Source organism: Streptomyces sp. NPDC127098, from assembly GCF_042722465.1.
Taxonomy (GTDB): domain Bacteria; phylum Actinomycetota; class Actinomycetes; order Streptomycetales; family Streptomycetaceae; genus Streptomyces; species Streptomyces millisiae.
The window spans coordinates 119,579-139,915 of sequence record NZ_JBHXFJ010000001.1; the positions used below are offsets into that span (position 1 = coordinate 119,579).

General features: G+C 75.6%; 14 protein-coding genes. 7 read left to right on the forward strand and 7 right to left on the reverse strand.

The annotated features are described in order from the left end of the window. Positions 1-2,931, reverse strand: a complete 2,931-nt coding sequence (locus ACFWI8_RS00565; protein ID WP_387083967.1) for a CHAT domain-containing protein — start codon at positions 2,929-2,931, stop codon at positions 1-3. After that, positions 2,928-3,497, reverse strand: a complete 570-nt coding sequence (locus ACFWI8_RS00570) for a hypothetical protein (RefSeq protein ID WP_387083969.1) — start codon at positions 3,495-3,497, stop codon at positions 2,928-2,930. The genes ACFWI8_RS00565 and ACFWI8_RS00570 overlap by 4 nt, the downstream gene beginning before the upstream one ends. A gap of 170 nt (positions 3,498-3,667) precedes the next feature. Here ACFWI8_RS00570 and ACFWI8_RS00575 point away from each other — a divergent pair, with 170 nt between their 5' ends. Genes ACFWI8_RS00575 through ACFWI8_RS00585 form a run of 3 tightly spaced genes read left to right on the forward strand, consistent with a single transcriptional unit; the run spans position 3,668 to position 8,537 of the window. Next, entirely contained in the window at positions 3,668-7,201 is a 3,534-nt protein-coding gene (locus ACFWI8_RS00575; protein ID WP_387083971.1) for a CHAT domain-containing protein, read from the forward strand. Then, positions 7,198-7,878: a hypothetical protein gene (locus ACFWI8_RS00580; RefSeq protein WP_387083973.1), complete on the forward strand. Its 681-nt coding sequence runs from the start codon at positions 7,198-7,200 to the stop codon at positions 7,876-7,878. The genes ACFWI8_RS00575 and ACFWI8_RS00580 overlap by 4 nt, the downstream gene beginning before the upstream one ends. Next, the gene (locus tag ACFWI8_RS00585; protein WP_387083975.1) at positions 7,878-8,537 is read left to right on the forward strand and encodes an RES family NAD+ phosphorylase; all 660 of its coding nucleotides are present in this window, start codon (positions 7,878-7,880) and stop codon (positions 8,535-8,537) included. Before ACFWI8_RS00580 ends, ACFWI8_RS00585 begins: the two co-directional genes overlap by 1 nt. A gap of 39 nt (positions 8,538-8,576) precedes the next feature. Here ACFWI8_RS00585 and ACFWI8_RS00590 read toward each other — a convergent pair whose 3' ends face one another. The 4 genes from ACFWI8_RS00590 to ACFWI8_RS00605 are packed head-to-tail and all read right to left on the reverse strand — an operon-like array spanning position 8,577 to position 15,098. Next, a complete protein-coding gene (locus tag ACFWI8_RS00590) occupies positions 8,577-9,161 on the reverse strand; it encodes an FHA domain-containing protein (protein ID WP_387083977.1) in 585 nt (194 codons plus the stop codon). Beyond that, entirely contained in the window at positions 9,158-11,203 is a 2,046-nt protein-coding gene (locus ACFWI8_RS00595; RefSeq protein WP_387083979.1) for an AAA family ATPase, read from the reverse strand. Before ACFWI8_RS00595 ends, ACFWI8_RS00590 begins: the two co-directional genes overlap by 4 nt. Beyond that, positions 11,200-12,756: a hypothetical protein gene (locus ACFWI8_RS00600; protein WP_387083981.1), complete on the reverse strand. Its 1,557-nt coding sequence runs from the start codon at positions 12,754-12,756 to the stop codon at positions 11,200-11,202. Before ACFWI8_RS00600 ends, ACFWI8_RS00595 begins: the two co-directional genes overlap by 4 nt. After that, positions 12,753-15,098 (reverse strand): protein kinase, encoded by a 2,346-nt coding sequence (locus ACFWI8_RS00605; RefSeq protein ID WP_387083983.1) that lies wholly within the window; start codon positions 15,096-15,098, stop codon positions 12,753-12,755. Before ACFWI8_RS00605 ends, ACFWI8_RS00600 begins: the two co-directional genes overlap by 4 nt. Before the next feature lie 189 nt (positions 15,099-15,287). On the opposite strand from ACFWI8_RS00605, the gene ACFWI8_RS00610 reads away from it, so the two are divergent. Beyond that, positions 15,288-15,995: a 4Fe-4S single cluster domain-containing protein gene (locus tag ACFWI8_RS00610; RefSeq protein ID WP_387083985.1), complete on the forward strand. Its 708-nt coding sequence runs from the start codon at positions 15,288-15,290 to the stop codon at positions 15,993-15,995. Here the strand turns inward: ACFWI8_RS00610 and ACFWI8_RS00615 are convergent. Further along, complete coding sequence (locus tag ACFWI8_RS00615) at positions 15,989-17,131, reverse strand: Appr-1-p processing protein (RefSeq protein ID WP_387083987.1); 1,143 nt, start codon at positions 17,129-17,131, stop codon at positions 15,989-15,991. The two genes, ACFWI8_RS00610 and ACFWI8_RS00615, sit on opposite strands and share 7 nt — an antisense overlap. Positions 17,132-17,476: 345 nt before the next feature. Between ACFWI8_RS00615 and ACFWI8_RS00620 the strand changes: the two genes are divergently transcribed. From ACFWI8_RS00620 to ACFWI8_RS00630, 3 genes are read left to right on the forward strand one after another with little or no spacing between them, the layout of a single operon-like run. Beyond that, a complete protein-coding gene (locus ACFWI8_RS00620; RefSeq protein WP_387083989.1) occupies positions 17,477-18,121 on the forward strand; it encodes a hypothetical protein in 645 nt (214 codons plus the stop codon). A 1-nt stretch (position 18,122) separates the two neighbouring features. Then, positions 18,123-18,905 (forward strand): hypothetical protein, encoded by a 783-nt coding sequence (locus ACFWI8_RS00625; RefSeq protein ID WP_387083991.1) that lies wholly within the window; start codon positions 18,123-18,125, stop codon positions 18,903-18,905. Next, positions 18,880-20,301, forward strand: a complete 1,422-nt coding sequence (locus tag ACFWI8_RS00630) for a hypothetical protein (protein ID WP_387083993.1) — start codon at positions 18,880-18,882, stop codon at positions 20,299-20,301. The genes ACFWI8_RS00625 and ACFWI8_RS00630 overlap by 26 nt, the downstream gene beginning before the upstream one ends. Positions 20,302-20,337 lie beyond the last annotated feature (36 nt).

The window sequence follows — 20,337 nt, forward strand, 5'->3', positions numbered from 1 at the left end:
TCAGGAACTGCGCCCGGAGGGCGCGTAGCTGATCACCGCGTCCTGGCAGGCGTACCGGTCTCCCCCGAGCAGAACGCGCTGGCGCGCCGCGTGCCAGGGGACGACGCCGAGCGGGCCGCAGGGCACGAGCACGAGCCGCGGCGGCCGGCCGAGGGGTTCGAGGGAGTCGAGGACCGGCCCGACGGCGGCGGCCCAGGCCCAGTCGCACAGGTCGCCGAGCGCCGCCTGCCACTCCGCCTCGGCGGCGTCGCGCGCCGCGGGCGACGCGTCCTGGGCAGCGGCCTGGCGGGTGCGCTCGGCGGTGGCGGTGAGGTAGCGCTCCAGCTGGTGGCTGCCGGGGGAGAGCAGCAACGGGAGGGCGAGCACGGTGGGTTCGACGGCCCCGGGGAGCAGCACCAGGGCACGTCCCGGGATGTGCGGGCGGAAGCCCTCGCCGGGGACCAGGTAGACCAGGGCGTCGGCCCCCGAGGCGGCCAGCGCGGCGCTCAGGGTGGCGATGTCGGGGGTGCCGAGCAACTCCCGGGCGCCGGCGCCTTTCCCCACGCCCAGCGCGGCGAGCGCCCTGCGGCGCAGACTGCCGGGCAGGCCGGGTCCCGGGTCCTGCGCCGTCTCCTCCGTGGTGCTCGCCGACCGGAGCGGAGGCCGCGGTGACTGCGCCCGCCATCCCTCGGCCAGGTCGGCGTGCCCCCGATCGGCCAGCAGCCGCGGCACACCGGGGGCGGCGGCGGCCGTCCTGAGCACCAGGGCCCGGCCCAGCTCAAGCGCCTCCACCGCCTCGGCCGGGCGGCGGTCCTCGGCGCACCGCAGGGCCAGCCACAGGGCCTCGCCGGTCGCGGCCCTGGCCACCGAAAGGGCGTGCTCGGCGCCGAGTTGCCGCAGCACGTCGATGGTCATCACCTCGAGCGCCTCGCGGCGGAGGGCACGGCTGGCCTTCCGGTCCTCGCTCGCGTGCCCGCCACCGGTCATCGCGCTCGTCCAGTGAGCCTTGGACAGCTCGATCAGCACCTCGACGTGTAACGGCGGGCCGTGACCCTCGGCGACCAGGGCGCGGGCCTGGCTCAGCTCCGCGATACACGGGTCGAGCAGGCTGAGGTCACTACGGTGAGTGATCGCGCGGAGCATGGCCCGGCCGAGCTCCAACCGCAGCCGGCCCTCCTCGCGGCGGAACATCCTCGCCCCCTCGATCACCGCGTGGACCTCGGCGACGGCGCGGTCCACGACCTCCCGGCGGGGGTCCACCTCAGCCAGCGCGATCATCAACTGGGCCCGGAAGACGGGGTAGTACGGGGCGTACAGGGGCGGGATCGTGGCGGGGTCGATCTCCACCGCCTCCCGCAGGTAGCGGGCGGCGGCGGAACGGTCGGCCGGGTCTCCGGTGCGGCTGGCACGATCCCGGTAGGCATGGCCGAGCCCGCCGGCGATGGTGACGCGGACGCCGGCGTCCGGCGAGGGGGTGGCGTACCAGTCGGTCAGCCGCTCGATCTGTTCCTCCGTCAGGCGGGCCATCGCCGCCTGGTCAAGGCCGCGGCGCGCCACCTGGTCCCCGGCGATGAGGCTCAGTACGGCCACGATGTGGTCGCGTTCGTCGGCGGCGGACAGCCCCTCGGCCATGGTCAGGGCGGCCACGCCGTCCTGGAGGCTGCCTTCGAGCCGGCCGGCGGTGACGAGGCGCTGGGCGAGGAGGTAGGACAGGAACCGTCGGGTGGTCGCGGCCCTTCTCCCCTTCGTGGGAAGGGCGTCGATCGCGTCCCGGAGCCAGGCCACGCTCCGTTCCAGGTGATCGATCTCGCCGTTCGCCCCCCACAGGTTGTCGATCATGATGTTGAGGTACCACTCCGCGCTGACCTCGCCGGGCCAGGCCGCACGTGCCTCGGGGTCCGGTTCCGGCCGGCTCGCCGCCGCGTCCACCTCGGAGAAGTCCAGCGTCTCGGGCATCAGGAGGTTGCCCTGCACGAGCAGGGCCGCGTGCAGCTTGGCGAGGCGGATCCGCTCCGGGGCGTCGACGGGCAGGGCGAGCAGCGTCTCCCTGACGGCCCGCGCGACGCCGCCGACGCGCGCGGCGAGCGCCCGGGGGTCCCGCCCGTCCGACCTGAGCGCTGCGAACAGCTGGCGCAGCGGGGTGAAGACGGGCTGGTCGAGCCCCAGTTCGGCGAGCTCCCGCTCGGCTTCCGGCGCGGTGACCCGGGTGCCGTTCGCCGTGTGGCACAGCCAGACCAGCAGGCGCATGCACCACACCCCGTCCCGGCCCGCCAGGTCCGCCACCTCCCGCACGGCGGCGGCCAGCGCCTCCCCCGAGACCTCGTCGCGGGGCGTCGCGGGGGCCGTGGTCTCCGCCGCCGCCTCGGCTTCGCCGGGCGGCGGCGCCGGCGGGCTGTTCTCCGGCGGGCCCGGGAGGGAGGACAGCTGCGCGGCGACGCGCTCCATGGCCGGCAGCACCGTCTCCCGCATCGCCAGGTCGCCGGCGACGATACGCGCGAGCACGTTCAGGGCCTCCGTCAGCCGCGCCCGCAGGGACTCGACCAGCTCCGGCGGCCCGGAGCCGTCGCGCGCCTCCGAGGGGATCTCGGCCGGGACGAGCAGTCCGGTCAGCTCGGTCCTGGCCCGCATGGCGAGCCGGTCGTTCAACGGCCTGGCGCGGTCGGTCCACCGCAGATGGTCGAGGGCGGCCGCCAGCTCCCCGGGATCGGCCTGCGGCTGGCCCTCGACCCACGCCTTCATCAGCAGCCCGAGCCAGGGCACGACGGTCGCCCGGACCGGGTCCTCCGCCGGTAACAGCCGTTCGACGGTGGCCAGATGCTCGATCCCGAACCGCACCACGGCCATCCGCGGGTTCTTCCGCGCGTGCGGCCACAGCTGTTGCGCCTGACGGACGGCGACGGCCGCCCAGGCGCGGAGCGCCGCGACCTCACCATCGTGCTGCGGGCTCGTCATCGGCCGGAGATCCGCGGGGTGGTGGGGAGGTCGAGATCCAGCCGCATCCGCTCCCGCAGTTCGGGCAGGCCGGCGCTCCACAGGTCGGTGATCCTGGCCTGGGCCGCGTCCGTCGAGTCGGTCGGGCCCGGCGTTCCGTTGGTGAGGCGCATCAGTATCCCGTAGGTGTGGTTGAGCCCGTGGTTCACGGTTCGGGCCGCCGCCAACACAGGGTCGAGCGCGACGAGTTGGCATTCGGCATAGCAGTCGGCGTGGGCGGCGCGGGCCCGGTGGAGCTCGGCGGTGGCCGCCTCGATCCCCGTCCCGAGGCCGAGCGCGTGCAACTGGTCGGTCAGCGCGGCCAGATAGCGCCGGGCGGCGGTGTTCAGTGCGGTGTAGACGGCGCGGTGCACCAGCACGGTGTCGCGCTTCTCCTGCTCCTCCCGGTCGTCGGTGCGCCACCGGTCGAGTCGGTTGAGCTCCTGGCTGAGCGAACGGTTGGCCTGTCGCTGGGTCAACACGGCGGAGATCAGCGTGCCGAGCACCGCGATCCCCGTGACCAGCAGGGATTCCACCGTCCCGTCCACGTCCCCTCCTCCGACGTCCTCCCTGTCCATTCAAACCGCGTTCGGCACGCCGCTCATAGCGCCGGGCTGGGCATAGACAGGTCATTTTCTGTCCGAACGCCCGTTGCCGCCTTCCGCCGTGACCCAGGACCCCCAAGATGAACGGGAGGGCACTGTCCGGAGGAGGGGCCATGGCGGGGGTCGAGGAAGCGCTGCGGAGAGCCGACGGCTTGCTGCCCAGGCTCCCGACGAGGTCGAACGTCGCGGCCGCGTCGGGGGTGCCTCCGGCACCCGGTGCCACCGATCCCGGGATCCTGGATTCGACCATCCGGGAGCTGGCGGAGGCCGAAGCGCGACGGGCGCCGGACGATCCCGAGGCGGCGACGCTCCGGGCTCGGCTCGGCTGCCTGTACGGCAAGCGCTACCTGCGGGGGGCGGACTCGGCCGGGGACCGGGAGGAGGGGATCCGGCTGCTCCGCGCGGTGCGCGGAGCAGCCGGACTCGGGCCCGAGGACCGGTTCCGGGTCCGGCTGACGCTGGCGCTGCTGCTGAGCCCGATGCCCCAGTGGGGACCGAACGGCGAGCGGCCCGGCTTCGACCAGATCATCGACTGGTCGATGCGGAATCCCATGAACGACGCGCGGCTGCTGGCCGAGATGGCCGAGGCGAGGGAAGTACTGGCCGAGCTGCGGGCGACGCTGCCGCCGAGCCCGCTGGATCCCGAACTGTCCCGACTGGAGTCCGTGCTGGCCACGTTCCACCGGCTGGCGACCGGCGGCGACTACCAGGAGATGCTGGGGTTCTTCGAGCAGACCCTGACCGAGCAGCGCGATCGGGTGCCCGACGCCGAGCAGACGCTGGCGCTGCTGCGGACCATGCGCACGATGCTGCCGACACGGGGCACCGGGCCCACGGAACCTCCGCCGGCGCCCGCCGACGAACTGCCCGCGCGGTCCGACCCGGCGAGCGAGGAGAAGGCGAAACGGGAGACGGCGGCCATGTTGCTGGGGGTCGAGACCCAGACGCCGGGACTCATCGGGACGGACCAGCTGGGCCACCTCGTCGAACTCCTCGGCGCCGCGCCCGCGTCACCCACCCAGGGCGCCGACGCCTCGGCGGACGTACTGCTCGGCGGCCTGGGCAAGGCGCTCCTCGCGGTGCGGACGGGACAGGCCGAGCACGCCGTCGACAGCATGGCACAGCTGCGCCGGGGGGCCGAGACCCTGCCGCCCGACCACGAACTCGTGGAGCTGGCCCGGGCGGGAATCGCCGCGTTGCCGATGCTCACCAAGCTCACCAGGGGCGGCAACCTCCAGGACACCGAGGCGGCGCTGCGGAGGTTGGCCGAACTCGCTCCCGGGCCGTCGGACGATGTGGCCGCGCTCCTCGACGCCCCGGCGGGGGAGCTTCTCCTGTCCGCCCGGTTGTCGCACCTCTTCCTCCAGCTGGCCGGGCTGTCCGGCGCCCGGGCGGACGTGGAGAAGATCGACGAGGTGATCCACGAGCTGCTTCCCGTCGTGGAGGAGACGGGGCTGCCGCCTGTGTTGTCCTTCCAGGCCGGCTACCTGCTCGCGCTGGCCCATCTCACCCGGGCCAGTGTGCTCGGCCAGGTCACCGATGTGCGACGCGCCGTCTTCCACCTCGAACGGTTGCTGGAGGGGAACGACGCGTTGCCGCCGACGCTGCGCGCGTTGCCGACGATGATGCTTCTCCCCCTGTTGGCGTTCACGGCGCAGTTGGAGCGTGACCCGAAGCGGCTCGTCGGGGTGATCGAGCGCTTCCGCCCGGGGCTGGACGGCGCGTCGTTGGCGGCGAACCAGCGTGCGGTCGCCCGTGCGCTCCTCGCGCTCGCCCTGTCGTCCGCGTACGAGCTGACCGGTGACCGGGCCCATCTCGACGACATGATCAGTGAGTTGGAAATGGGCAGAGCGGCGCTCGCCGAGGACGGCGACCTGTGGAGCACCGGCCAGGTGCTGTGGCAGTTGGCGGAGGCGTACGGCACCCGCGGCGACCCGACGCTCGACGACCGTCGGAACGCGATCGCCACCGGCCTCGACGCGCTGCGCGTCGTGGGCGAGGACGTGCTGATGCAGCTGGGGGCCGAGCACGGGCTCCAGGTGGCCAGGGACGCCGCCAGCCGGGCGCTGCGCATCGCCGCCTGGGCGGTGGACGAGGGGGACGTCGAGGCGGCGGTCGCGGCGCTGGAGGCCGGCCGCGCGCTGGTGCTGCGGGCCGCGGCCGCCTCGTCGGGGGTCCCGGAGCAGCTGGCCGCCCTCGGCCACCGCGAACTGGCCGAGCAGTGGCGGCGGGCCGTGCCCGAGGGTGGCCCGTGGCCCGGCGGCCCGGCGGGAGCCGAGGGCCCGCAGCACACGGTCAACGCGCTGCTGGCCGATGTCGACGGCAACTCGGCCATCCCCAGCACCCTCCGCCGGCGGGCCCTGGACGCGCTGCGTCAGGGCGGGGACGGCCGGCGTCCGCTGCTGTCCATGCCCGGCGTTCCCGAACTCCTCGCCGGCCTCGCCGACTGCGGCGCCGACGCGCTGGTCTACCTGATCCCCGGCGACGGCGACGCGGACGGCGCCGCGCTGGTGCTGGACCGGACCGGCGGCGACCCGGTGCTTCGGCTGCCCGGGCTGAGCCGGATCGCCCGCGGCCCGCTGGAGGACTACCTGCGCGCCGGTGAGCGCCGCTCCACCCGGCCGGGACCCGACGCCGAGGAGCGGTGGGAGGCCGCCCTCGACGAGCTGTGCTCCTGGGCGGGGCGCGCCGTCGTCGGGCCGCTGCTCGACCGGCTCGGGCCGCGGGACGCGCCGCCCCGCGTCGTGCTCGTGCCCTGCGGCAACCTCGGCGTGGTCCCCTGGCACGGGGCCCGGCTGCCGTCCGGCTTCGCGGTCGGGCGTGCCGTCTTCTCCTACGCGTCCTCGGGCGGCCAGTTCCTCGACGCGGCGCGCCGCGGGCGGCTGCCCCTGCGGGACCGCGTGGTGCTGGTCGCCGACCCGCGACTCGACCTGCTCTGGGCGGCCGAGGAGATCAGCACGTTGCGCCGGACCTGCTACGAAGAGGCGCTGCTGTACGGGGAGTTCCTTGACGAGACGGTGCGGGTGCGGGGCCCCGGCACCCCGGACGAGCTGCTCGGCGTGCTGCCCGGCGCGGCGGGGGACGAAGCGGCCTCCCTGCTGCACATCGCCTCGCACGGCGCGGCGGGCCCCCGGCCGACCGTCTCGGCGCTCGACCTGGCGGAGTCACCGGACGGTCCCGGCACGCTGAGTGTCACCCGCATCCTGGACCGGCCGGGCGGTCCGGGCCCCGGCGAGCGGGGTCCGCTGGTGGTGCTCAGCGCCTGCGAGACCGATCTGAGTCAGCGGGACCACGACGAGGCGCTCACCCTGACCACCGCGTTCGTGGCACGCGGCGCGGCGGACGTGGTCGGTACCCGGTGGAGGACCCGGGATGGGGTGTCGGCGCTGCTGATGGCGGTGTTCCACCACCACCTGACGGCCGGCTCACTGGCACCCGCCGACGCGCTGCGCGCCGCCCAGCTGTGGATGCTGGACCCGGCGCGACAGGCCCCGCCCGGGCTGAGTCCGGAGCTGCGGCGCGAGGTGCGACGGCCGTCGCTCGGCCGGATTCCGGCCTGGGCGGCCTTCATCCACCAGGGCAGCCCACGCCCGTTCGGCCCGACGGAGGGCACGGGGAAGGCACGGGACGGGAGGGCAGAGGGATGAACGCCGACGCGCTGCTCGATCTCATCGACCGGCACGTGCACCGGATCCGTGGCGAGCTGACGGAAGGCCAGTTCGACCAACTCCTCGCGGCGGTGCGGGCGCTGTCCGAGTCCGGCGGGGACGGGACCGCCGCGCGCCGCGCTTTGCTCCTGGTCAGGCGGGCGCTGATGCCGCTGCCCGACGGTGACCCGGTGCGGGAGGCCGCGGTCGACCAGCTCCGGCTGAGCCCGGCCGGGCCCGGCTCCGCGCCGGAGCGGGCCGGGACTCTGTTGCCGCGCCTGCTGGCCTCGCTCGGACACGGGGAGCAGGAAGGCGCCGACCCGGGGGAGGTCATCGCCGCGGTGCGGCGGCGGCTGCTCGCCGCGCCCTCCCGGTCCGCCGCCGAGCTCGATCCCCGCGTCGCCGTGGATCCGCTGGCGGCGGGGTTGATCCGGCTGAACGACCCCGAGCGCGGCCCCCGTTACCCCGACTTCCAGTTCGATCCGGACGACGGCGGCCCGTTCGCCGTCGTCGCCCGGATCAACCGGCTGCTGCTGGCCGACCAGGACCCGTGGGGTGCGGCCGACTGGTGGCTCGCCGGCAACCGCTGGCTCGCGGGCCCGCCGGCCAGCCTCATCGGGCGGGTTCCGGACGAGTTGCTCACGGCCGCGGCCCGGGCGCTGGTGGAGGGGGACTGATGCCTGCCTTCCCGCCCCCGCCCGGACTGATCCCGCACCGGCTGACCCTCGACGCCGACACCGCGCTGTGGCGCTGCCACCGCACCGAGCACCCCGTCACCGGCTTCAACCCGGTGGCCGCTCACCCGCACTTCGGGGGCAGCCGCTTCGACGGGACGGCCGACGACCCGTTCCCCTACCTCTACGTCGCGGAGGAGCCGGCCACCGCGCTGGCCGAGGTCTTCCTGCGCTCCGTGGAGTTCGACCCACTCGCCAACGCCCGGCTGATCCCCCGGGCGCAGGCGGCCCGCTACTCGCTGTCCCGGCTGACCACCTCGGCGCCGCTCGAACTCGTCGCGCTGGTCACCGAGGAGGACCTGGCCGCGGTCTTCCAGGACTCCTGGCTGCTGGAGACGGAGGGCGCCGGCTACGCGCAGACCAGGCACTGGGCGCAGGCGCTGCGCCGGGACGCCGACTGGGCGCAGGGGATGGTCTGGCAGTCACGCCGTCACCGGCCACGCCTGGCGTACGTGTTGTTCGGCGACCGCCGCAGCGAGGCGGCGCTGAAGGCCGATCCCGAGTACTCCTTCGACCTGGGCACCGAGGCCGGCCGGCGGGAGGCCAACCGGCTGCTGGCGGGCCTGCGGGCCGCGATCGCGCCACCCGAGGCGCCGCTCTGAGCCGGCCGGGGCCGGCACGGGGCCGGCCCTGTGCCGCGGCTACTGCGGCGGCCGGTGGAGCCACACGGTGCCGCGCACCCGCCGGCCCAGCGCGAGTTCGTCTCCGCCGCGCAGCGGGTGGCGCCCGGCCGGCTCGACGCGGCGGCCGTTCACCCAGGTGCCGTTGAGGCTGCCGGCGGCCTCCTCGGTCACCCAGGCGGTGCCGTCCCGCTCCACCGTGATCGTGGCGTGCCGGCGGGAGACGCCCGGTGATCCGCCGAGCGGGGCGGCGGTGGCCGGCGCCCACTCCGGGTCGCGCCCGAGCCGCAGCGGCCGCCCCGGCCCGGCCGTCACCCGCAGGCAGGGGGTGTCGAGTCGCAGTTCGAGGTGGGTGCGGGGGCTCAGGCAGGAGGGGCAGTCCGGGGCCCGGCCGGCGACGGGCTCGCCGCAGTTCCAGCAGCGGGCCCCGGCCTCCTCGGCCCGCTCCGGCGGCGGTTCCGACGCCGTCTCGGGCACCGCCGCGGGCTCCGCCCCGGATTCGCCGGCGAACGCGTCGTCGGCGAACGCGTCGTCGCGGCCGCGGTCCAGGTCCGGATCGTCCCAGTCGGCCCAGTCATCGGCGTCGACGGGGTGTTCTTCGGTCACGATCCGGCGCTCCGCTCGGGCTGTCGGGCGATGTCGAGGCCGAGCCGCACGGTGCCGTCCGGCTGCTGCCCCACCGTGTCGACGGTGACCACGGTGTCCTCGGGCAGCGTCCCCTCCTCGAACAGGGCCCGTGCCAGCGGGTTGATCAGCATCGTCTCCAGGGCGTTGCCGATGCCCCGGCCGCCGTTGTCCAGGTCGGCGGTGCAGCGCTCGGCCAGCCACTCGGTGGCTGCCTCGGTCAGCCGCAGGTGCAGCCGCTGGTCCCGCCGCATCAGCGAGCTGATGTTGTCCACCTGGAGGTCGAAGATGGACCGCGCCACCTCGGCGCCGATGAAGTCGAACACCACGATGTTCCCGCCCAGCCGGTTCATCAGCTCGGGCCGGCCCACCACCTCGACGAAGTGCCGCTCCACCTGGGCGCGCACCGTGGCCTCCAGCTCCTGGTAGTCCGTGCCCGGCTCGACCACCCGCCGCTTCAGGCCCGTCGCCGGGTCCTCGGTCATCACCCCGAGGTTGGAGGTGAAGATCAGCACGCACTCGCTGAAGTAGGTGGTGATGCCCTGGCCGTCGGTGAGCCGGCCGTCCTCCAGTACTTGGAGGAACTTGTCGAGCACCCCCTTGTCCGCCTTCTCGATCTCGTCGAAGAGCACCACCCGGAAGGGGTCGGTGCGCACCGCGCTGGTCAGCTCGCCGCCCGCCTCGTAGCCCACGTAGCCGGGCGGCGCGCCCACCAGGCGGTCGGCGGAGTGCGGGGCGGAGAACTCGCTCATGTCGAAGCGGAGATACGCGTCCTCGCGCCCGAAGAGGACGGTGGCCACCGACTTGGCCAACTCGGTCTTGCCGGTGCCGGTGGGCCCGGCGAAGAACAACACGCCGCGTGGCCGGTGTCCGGGGTGCGCGGCCTGGGCACCGGAGAGGCCGAGCGCGGCGCGCTTGAGGATGTCCATGGTCTTGCCGATCGCCGGCGCCTGGCCCCTGACCCGGGCGCGGATGTACGCCTCGCCCTCCCGGATCTGGTGCCTGATGTGGCCCCGGCGCCACGGGTTGTCCTCGACGCCGAGCCGGTAGATGCGGACGGCGTCGGGCATCCTGGCGAACGGCAGTCGACGGTCGGCGGCCAGCCGGACGGCGTCCCGCATGGCGCGCAGTGTGAGCCCGGCGGCGGCCCTGGCGAACTCCCGGGTCTCCCGGTCGGCCTGGTGGGCGGCCGGCGGCGGCTCGCCGTTCTTCAGCAGCGAGAGACCGGTCCCGAGCGGTACCGTCGCCGCGCTCTGGGCGTGTTCGGCGGCCTGCAGGCGGGCCATGCGCCGGCGGTCCTCCATGTCGGGCAGCGGCACGCCTATGGTGCGGATCCGATCGCTGCCGGAGACCAGCCAGGTGGGCAGGTCGCGCTCACCGTCCGCCAGCCAGATGATGGGGTTGAACAGGGTGCGCCCGGTGCGGTGGTGGAGGATCGGCTCCACGTCGTCAGCCAGCTTGAGGCAGCCGAGGAAGAAGTCGCGCTCCCGCTCGCTGAGCCGGTTGACCTCGGTGGGGATGCGCGCCGCGTAGTCGATCAGCAGGGCCAGCCGCTGTGGGCTCTCCTGCTCGACGGGTCCCGCGCCGAACTCCCCCCGGTCCGCGCCCGGTCTGGGCCGCCGCGGAGGTTCGAGCCCGGTGGCGACGGCGCGCAGCAACGGTTCGAGGTCCAGCAGCGCGGGCTGGTCGGCTCGCAGCAGCCGACCGCGGAAGCGACGGCCGACCATGCCCCGGCCGAGCAGTCGTTCGACGTTCGGCAGTGCGTCGGCGGGGTGCACGGTGAAGCCGTCCACGACGTCGTAGCGCACCAGGGCGTCGAAGCCGCGGAGCCGCAGGGTGTGCCAGACCAGGCCGGCCAGGCTGAAGTAGCGGTCCTGGCCATGCCGGCTGACGAGGTAGTCGTCCCTGACGTTGCCGTGCAGTACGTACTGCGCGTGCACGCTCAGGGTGCCGACCAACTCCTGGGCGAAGGCCGGGATCTCCAGGCCCGCGGTCTCCTCGGGGCCCGGCAGGTGCGGGCTCATGGGCGCTGCTCCCCCGGGTGGTGTCGGCGGGCCCGGGGCTCGTGGTCGTCCGGGCGCCGGTCGGCGGCGGGGGCGTGGTCCCGGCCGGTGTCGGCGGTGACCTGGCCCCCGTCGAACACGAGGTCGAGCGAGAGCCCGGCCTCGGCGGCGGCCTCGGCCAGCCGGGCGACGTGCTGACCCGCCTCGTGACAACGCCGCCGGTCCAGCTCCCTGGCCTCCCTGGTGTCCTCGTGCGCGGCCCGGGCCCGGTGCACGGTCTGGACCCGCAGGGTGCTCCCGGTGTCCAGGGCGAAGCGCAGCCAGTGCTCGGTTCCCCAGCCGGGTGGCACCCACTCGATGTGCTCGACGCCGGGCGCGGCCTGCCGCGTCCTCGGCCGCGACCCGGTGGCCAGTGCCGCCAGCTCCCTGCGCAGCAGTTGGGAGACGTAGGCGCGTTGGAGCGCGGCCTCGCGGGCGGCGACCCGGGCGCTGATCTCCGCCCGCTGCCGCGGGTCCGGGGCCTCGCCGGTCGCCAGGATCCGTTCCAGTGCGGCGAGTTCCGGCCCCGGCTCGGGCCGCGGGTCGATGCCCTCGGGCAACGGCTGCCGCAGGAACCGGAGTTGCTGGGCGGCCCACTCGGCGGTCTCCCGCCGGTCGGCCGCCCGCCAGTTGGCGGCGAAGGCCAGCTCGCGGGCCTCGGAGAGATGGCGGGCCGCGGCGGCCGGCCGGGCTCCGGCCAACTCCACGGCGTGCCCGACGGCCCGCTGGATCGCGACGCACTCGGCCACCGGAACCGCCGGGTCGAGGCCGGCGAGCAGCTCGGCGCCCAGCTCCATGGCCCGCTCCTCGCCGAGCGCGCCGGCGTCCGGCAGCGGGGTGGTGTACGCGGGCAGCGCCGCGCCGGCCGCCGTCTCGGTATCGGCCCCGGCGTAGCCGGCCAGGGCGCGCTCGCGGCGCGCCCTGAGCCGGGCCGCCCGGCGGGCGGCCGCCTCGTCCCCGGCGCGCGCGCCCATCGCGGCGGCGGCCGCGGCCATGGTGCGCCGGGCGAGCTCGGCCTCCACCAGCCGGACGGCCCGGTCGGTGTCGCCGAGCCAGCGGTGCACGTCGTCGAGGCGCAGCCCCACCGGGTCGAGGGCGGGCGGCAGTTCCGGCAGCGGTGCCGGGCCCCGGCCGTCGGGCCCCGGGCCGCCGGCCGGCCCGTCGCGGTCGATCCGGGCGCGCAGCGCGTCGATCCTGGCGTTGGCCCGGCAGACCGCGAAGGCGGCGTCCCGCCAGAGGTCCCGGGACGCCCGGGCGCGGCGCAGCTCCTCGCCCCGCAGGCACTGGGCGTCGGCGGCCCGGACCGCCGCGTTGGCCAGCAGCCGGGTGCCGGCCATGGCCGCCCGGGCCGCCAGCAGCGCCCCGCTGAGCGCCCCGAGGCCGAGTACGGCCGTCCCCAGCACGTCCAGCACCTGATCGGTGATCACGTCGGCGGACGGCAGGTCGACGAGGTCGAGGGAGGGCGCCTGGACGGCGGGGAACTGGACGTCGGGGGCGACGAACGTCACGTCGGGAACCGCGTATCCGCTGCTCATGGGATCTCTCCTGTCGGGCTGGCCGGGCGGTTGCCGAGCGTGGGGCCGGCCGGCGCGCCGGGGCGCCTGAGGGGCCACGCCCGGTGTCGCCGCCAGGTCCACCAGGCCACCGCGAGCACGGTCCCCGCCGGCCAGGCCCAGGCGACGAGGACGAGGGTGGCCAGCAGCAGGCCGACCACGGCCGCGACGGCCAGGGTGCCGAGCACCCGGTGCCGGAGCACGGGCCTCGCGGCCCGTCCGGCCTGGCGGATCACCAGCCCGGCCAGCGAGTTCTCCGGGTGGTAGAACAGGTAGCCGACGCGGTAGGCGGCCCAGAGCTCCAGGGCGAACGTCGCCGCCGCGGCGGGCACCGCGTAGCCCCAGGCGGTGACCACCGTGGCCTGGGGGGCCAGGTTCGCGACGTCGGCAAGACCGACCAGGAGGATCCAGGGGAGCGTCACGGCGCCCGCGCCGCCGACCGCCCAGCCCAGCGTGGCGGGCAGCTCCTGGACGCCGAGCCAGGCCGCCGCCGCGTCCATCCGGCGCGCCTCGTGCTCCCTGAGCCGGTCGGCACGGGACCGGTGGGACTCCTCCTCCGCCAGGCCGGCGAGCCGGTCGGCGAGCAGCAGCCGCAGCGGATCCCGCCGGTCGCCGGTCAGCCAGCGGTACCAGTCGACGGGCTCGGGCAGCGACCGCAGACGTCGGGAGACGTGGTCGTCGAGCACGTCCCGGCAGCGCTCGGGGGCCGCGGCGATGTGCAGCAGCTGGGCCGTCAGGCGCCCGTCGCGGGCGGTGAGCTCGGGGTGGTCGCGGATGCGCCGGCGCAGCGCGGGGAACTCCGCGCACAGGGCCTCGACGCCCGGCTGCCAGCGGCGCCGCGCCGCCTGCCAGTCCCGGTGGATCCCGGCCAGCCCCTCGCCGCCGGGGCGGGCGTCGAGCAGCGGCAGGATCTCGTGCCCGGCCAGGTCCTCGACGATGGCGAGCGCCCGCTGGTCGTGCTCGGCGCGGGCGGCCAGGTCGGCGAGGCCGTGGGCCGGGTCGACCGGCTCGCCGCGGAAGGCCGGTTCGAGCGGCGGCGCGAGCCAGGACAGCAGCCGCACCAGGGTGGCCGGTCCCGGCCGGCGCTGGAGCAGCTCGATGAGCGCGGCGAGTTCGTCCCTGGCGGCCTGGTCGTAGCGGGGCGCGGCGAGGAACTGCCGTAGCCAGTCGGTGAACGCGCCACGGCCGCGGCCATGGGCCAGGGCGCGCTCCATCTGCCGCCAGTAGCCGTCGAAGGCCATGCCGAGCGGCACCGGGTCGGTGAACTCCTGTCCCATGAAGGGGAACGCCCGGAGGTCCCGGCCGTCGGGCGCGGCCGGGGACGGCCAGTCGGCCGGGGCGACCGGGGGCGAACCGCCGGCCAGCCACTCCGCGACCTGCGCCGAGCCCCAGCGCCGGTCCGGGTCCCGGGTGAGCAGCCCACGGCAGAGCGACAGCAGCCGGGGGTCGGCGACCAGGGACAGGTCGGGCGGTCCGGAGGACAGTTCGAGGCCCACGTAGCCCGAGTGGCTGTGCCGGATGGGGTGCCGGCCGCCGGCCAGCTCGGCGACGATCATCCCGAGGGCCCACCAGTCGGCCTGTGGGTGGATCACCTGCCGGCGCGCCACGGCCTGCGGGGAGAGGTAGAGCGGCGTGCCCGCCCAGGCGTCCCGGTCGGCGAGCCGCTCCTCGGGGGCGTACTCGGCGATGGAGAAGTCGACGAGGGTCAGTTCGGGGTCCGCCGGGTCGAGGGAGCCGAGCACGATGTTGGCGGGGCTGACGTCGCGGTGCACGATGCCGAGCCGGTGCACGGCGGTCAGGGCGGCGTGCAGCTGGGTGACGACGGCGCGCACCAGCCGCGGGTCGGCGGGCCCCGGATGGTCCCGCAGGTACTGGGCGAGGTCGGTGTCGCCGTAGGACGGGGCCACCTCGTAGGGGTGGCCGCCGATCCGGCCGGTCTCGGTCAGCCGGACGACGTTCGGGAGTCGTCGGCTGCTGAGGATCTCGCGGACCCGGGGGTTGCCCGCCCGGCCGCGGTCGTACCACTTGACGACGTGGCCGCCGGTGTCGTCCAGGACCCGGTAGACGGCGGCCTGGTCGGGTCGTTCCGGGCGGCGCAGCAGTTCCCTGAGCCGGAATCGGGCCCGCAGCGGCGGCGGGAGTCGGGACGTGTCGCCGCGGCCGGCGGCTGCCGGGCCCCCGGTCCCGCTCTCGGTCTCCGCCTCGGTGGCCGGTATGCCCCCGGCTTCCGGCCACGGCTCGTACTCGGTGGGCGGCGGCGGTTCCTGCGGCCGTCCCGGCCCGCGCGATCCGCCGTCCGCCGCCGACCCTTCGGGATCGGTCATGGCGATCACCGTAATTCCCCTCGGAAACAGGCGAGTTGAATTCTAGCGAAACGCGCCGTGCCGCGAATGGGCGAACACGGTCGGCCTCGGGTTCTTTTCCGGGCGGAATCCGTCGGATTTCCGGGTGGGCCCGGATGGAATTCGCGTTGGCCGGGCACCGATTCCGCGATTCGGCAGGGAGGGATCCCGATGGTTGACGAAACGCCCGACCCACCGGGCGAGGTCGGTGCGGCGGCGCGGATCAGCGGCACCCACTTCCCGGTGACGACGCTCGGCCCCGGCCGGCGGCTCGGCATCTGGTTCCAGGGCTGCCCGTTGGCCTGCCCCGGCTGCATGTCCCGGCACACCTGGGACCCGGCGGGCGGGCGGGCGGTCGGCCTGCCGCAACTGCTCGACGAGTGGCGGGCGGCGCTGGCGGCCGGCGCCGACGGTCTCACCGTCAGCGGCGGCGAGCCGCTGGCCCAGCCGGTGGCTCTCGCCCGGCTGCTGGCAGGCGCAGCCGAGCTGCGGCGGGAGGCGGGCGCCGGGGGGCGCCGTGTCGACATCCTCGTCTACACCGGTCTGACCGAGGCCGAGCTGGCGCCCGAGCCGGGGCTGCGGGAGGCCCTGCGGCACGCGGACGCGCTCATCAGCGGCCGCTACGTGGCCGCGGAGCCGACGGACCTGGTGTGGCGCGGCTCGGCCAACCAGCGGCTGCGCCCCCTGACCGAGCTCGGCCGGCAGCGGTACGGGCCGCACCTCGCGCGCACCGCCGCCGGGCCCAGGCTGCAGGTGGCCTGGCCCCCGGCCGGCGGGGTCCTGCTGTACGGGGTGCCGGGGCGCGGCGAGCTCTCCGCGCTGGAGCGGCGGTTGCGCGAGGCCGGTATCCGGCTGAGAGGCCCGAGTTGGCGTCAGTGACCGCCCGGGCGAGGGCGGCCGAGATCGGCTATGGCCTCGGCCGTGGCCCGGTTCTTGACGACCATGTGCACCGTCCAGTCCGGGTCGCGGAGCAGCTCCTCGTGGACCGCCCAGCCGATCCAGCTGGCGCTGACCTCGGGCGCGAGACGGGCGCGCCCGGCGCCCATCAGCGGGAAGCAGATGGAGGACAGCGGCGGGTCGAACGCGTCGCGCTCGGCCCTGGCCAGCGCGAACGCCTCGCGCACGGCCCTGGCGATGTCCCCGGGCGCCACCTCGTAGCCGTCCCGGTCGGCGAACGGCACCGCGACGGCCGCGTGGTAGATCCGGCGGATGCCGTGCGCGCGCATGGCGCCGGACGAGGTGGCCGCGACCGTGCCGGGGCGGACCGGCAGCCCTGGCCGGCCGTGTTCCCGTACCCAGGCGGCGAGTTCGTCGGCGAGCACGTCGTCCACCAGTTGGCCGGCGGCGTCCCGGACGGCGCCGGCCCGGCGCAGCGCGCCGGAGAGCGTGGGCCCGAAGGTCTTGGCCATCTCCAGGTAGACGTTCTCCGAGGAGACCAGGATGTCGATGTTGCGCAGCAGGTCGACCGGGGAGACGTGCAGCACGAACGGCGCGGGCGCGTCCGCCACGGTGGTCTCGATGCGGGTGGGCGGCGCCGGCTCGACCCGCGGCGGGGTGCCGCCCGGGACGGCGGCGGCCGCGTCCCCGGCCGGGCCCGCCGGCCGGCGGGCGGTCTCCCGGCACAGCGCGAGCACGGCCTCGGCGAGCTGGTCGAGGACCTGGCCCTCCTGCCGCTTGCGGAACGTCTCGGTGCTGACTCCGTACACCAGGGCCGCGGCCTTCCGGCGGTCCTGCGCCGCGGCGCCCCGGCCGCCGGGCACCAGGCCGAAGCTGCGGGCCGCGGCGAGCCCGAGGGCGTCGCGCTCGCCGAGTCTCAGGACGGCTTGGCGGAGCAGGGCCTCGACGCCGGCCGGCACGTCGTCGGAGTCGGCGCAGAAGCCGCAGGAGAGCGCGGCCCTCCGCAGGGCCGGCACGGGGACGGTGCGCAGGCCGGCCAGTCCGGGACGGCGTAATGACCGTAAATCTGCCAGGAGTTCGGCGTGAGAGGGCGAGCTCGCCGCGATATCCGCACCCATACGGACAACAGTAGACGTGTCGTCGGCAGGACAGGAGAGGGCGGCGGGCCGCGCCGCGATCGTCGGGCTCCCGCCGACCGCGCGATCCGGTGGCCCGCGGGCGGGTTCCGGGTGAACCCGGGGCGTTTTCCGGGCCCTTCGGGTCTCTTTCCAGCACGACTCTCCCGAGCCTGCTAAGGCTTTCGACAGGAAACGCGTTCTCCCCTTTTTCAACTCCCCGGTCGAATCACGGGGTCGAATCACGGGGTCGAATCACGGGGTCGAATCATGGGGTTCGGAAAACGCGAGACGGGATCGCCACGCGCAGTCGGTCGCGACCTGACCGAAACGGAGGAATGAGCGAGCGTGATCAGAACAGAGAACGTCAATCGTGTCGTCCGACACGCGGCACCACCGCGAACGGCGCTCTGGGCCGCGCGGATCCGGGGCTGGCGGGACGGCCGCGGGGGCCTCCCGCACGTGCCGCCGCCCACCGACATACCGCTGGGTCCTGGCACGGTCGTGACCGCGTTCGTCCGGGAGCAGCGGGCCACCGCGGACCGGGCCGTCGAGCAGTTGCGGTCCCGGATGCTCGACCGGGAGCGGCGGCTGATAACCGGCATCAGATACCAGGCCGTTCACGTGGTGGAGCAGTACGACGGACGGAGCCGGCCGGCGCCCGCCGCGCTGGCGCGGTTCGGCGAGCGGGTGGGCGAGTGGCGCGCCAAGGCCGATGTCTGCCGGTGCCGGGCCGTCGCCGTCACGGAGCGCGCCAACCAGGTGATCTCCTGCTACTGGGACGCGGTACGGCGGTACCACCGCGACGTGCCCGATCCGGCGCCCGCGCACCTGGCGCACTGGGCGCCGGCACGGCTCGAACTCGACGTGTCCTGGCGAGAGTCGGACAGCTGGCTGGTCGAGCCTGCCACCGGCAGGACCTCGGTCACGGCCCGGGCCCTGGAGATCCTGGACACCCGGCCAACGGCCGGGCGCACGAGGGGAGGTCGGTGAGATGGCGGCGCACCACACCGGGCCCGGCGGGCGGGCCCTCGGGGCCACGCTGCCGGCCGTGACACTGGCCGCGGTGCTGATCGCGGCCACCACGGGCTGCGGCGCGATCGGCGAGGCGCTCGGCACCAACGTCGACCGCTACTCGGCCGCCTGCGCCGTGGTGGTCGACGGCTCGGGCTCCGGGGATCCGGCCCCGGAGGGGTTCGACGCGGAGGCCAAGCTGCACTCCACGCTGCCCGACTTCCTGAGCGACCTGGAGTGCCGCACGCTGGCCTTCGCCCCCATCACCAGCGCTTCCCAGTTCTCCTCGTGCCAGGCCGAGGAGGTCGAGCTGGATCCCGAAGGGGATCCCACGCTCGACCGGGAGGGGGTGCGGGCCGCCCAGCGGGCCGTGGCCGAGGGCGTCGCGACGGAGCTCCTCGAATGTGCCAGGACGACCCAGCCGGGCTCCGACGTGCTCGGCGCGCTGAACCGCGTCGCCGGCTCCGCCCCGGGGGACGGCGAGGCGTTCCACATCCTGGTGGTCAGCGACTTCATCCAGTCGGACGTCGGGTCAGGACTGGACGAGCAGGACCTGACGACGCCGGAGTCCCGCGCGGCGGTCATCGACGGACTCGCGGAGCAGGGGCGGCTGCCCCGGCTCGCGGACGCCGTCGTCTACCCGGCCGGCTACGGCATGCGGTTCAGCCGCCAGCCGGCCGACTACGCGGACTTCGACGCGTTCTGGACGGAGCTGTTGGAAGGACGTGCGGACGCGGATGTCGACGACACATACCGGCGCTGACGACGGCGGGCGGCGGACACCGCGGCCGGGCGGCCGGTGGGCCGGCCGACGCGCGCCGGCGCCGGGGCGCGCGCCGCGGCCCGGACGGCGGGGCGGGTCCGCTCGCGAGGACGGGCGGCACGAGGCGCGCTCGGCGCTGCTCGCGCGGTGCCGCAAGGAGGGAAGGAGAGCGGGCCGCCGTCGGGTCTTCGACGCCTGGGTGCTGGCCGGGGACGGCCTGCCGCCCTGGCTCGCCACGCTGGCCGCGGAGCGCGACCGGGTCCGGCACCGGTTGCTGAGGGACGCCGCCGTCGAGCGGGCGGCGGCCGAGCGGGCGGCGGCGGAGGCGCGGGGCGACGCCGAGGCGGCCGAGGCGGCGATGCGGCGCAGCGGTGAGGCCAGGGTGGAGCGCTCGGACCACCTCGACGTCACCCGCGCCCAGTTGGACCGGTTGGCCGAGCAGGCCGCGCGCCGGCGGCAGCTCAGGGACGCGGTGGCCCGCTGGGTCGAGCGGCGTCCCGGTGGGGCCGCCCCGGCGGCGGCGGGCGAGGACCCGTTCCCCGAGCCCACCGCCCGTCCGGCGGCCAATCCGGCGGCCGACGTGGCGCGTTGGGAGGGGCCGAGCACGACGGGCATCTCCCGGCGCGGCACGCTGGCCCTGCTGGGCAGCCTCATGCTGGTCGAACTCCCCATCTACTGGAGTTCCTTCCGGCGTGTCCACGGCACCGGCGACGCCTCCGCCAACCTCCTCACCGCGACCTTCACCCTCGCCGTGGGGATCGTCATGATCAGCGTCCCGCACGTGCTGGGCCGCATGCTGCGGACGTTGCCCGCCACCGGGTCGCCCCGGCTGCTCGCGCTGCCCGCCCTGGTGCTGTTGGGCGCCTGGACTCACGCGTGCTGGGTGCTCGGGGGCCTGCGGGCGAGCCTGCTGGCCGAGGACCGGGACCTGCTCCTCGATCCCGACCAGGCGCGTTACCTGGACCCCGAGGTGCGGGACGCGGGCAGCGTCCTCGACCAGCTCGGCATCGGCGAGCAGACGATGAGCCTGCTGTTCACCGCCCTGCTGCTGCTCTCCGGCGGCGTGGCCTTCCTGCTCGGACTGGGCAGGACGCACCCCTATCTGGCCGCCTACCGGGCCACGTTGCGGGAGCGGGAGCGGCTCGCGGCGGCGGAACAGGCGTCGACCCTGGCCGCGCGGCGGGCCGGCCAGCGGGCCGCCGCCCACCCCGCGGAGGTCCAGGCCGGCAGGGACGCGCTGGACGCGGCGCTGCGCGAGGTCGACGACCGGTACGAGGCGGCGGCCCACGCCTATCTGGACGGCCTGGCCAGCGCCTCGCGCGATCCCGCCGTGACCGAGGCGGCCATGCGGCTGTCCGGCCAGTGGCCCCTGCTGCCCCGCCCCGCCACCGCCTGAGCGCCGGTGCCCTCTCCCCACGGTCGTCGTTCGGCC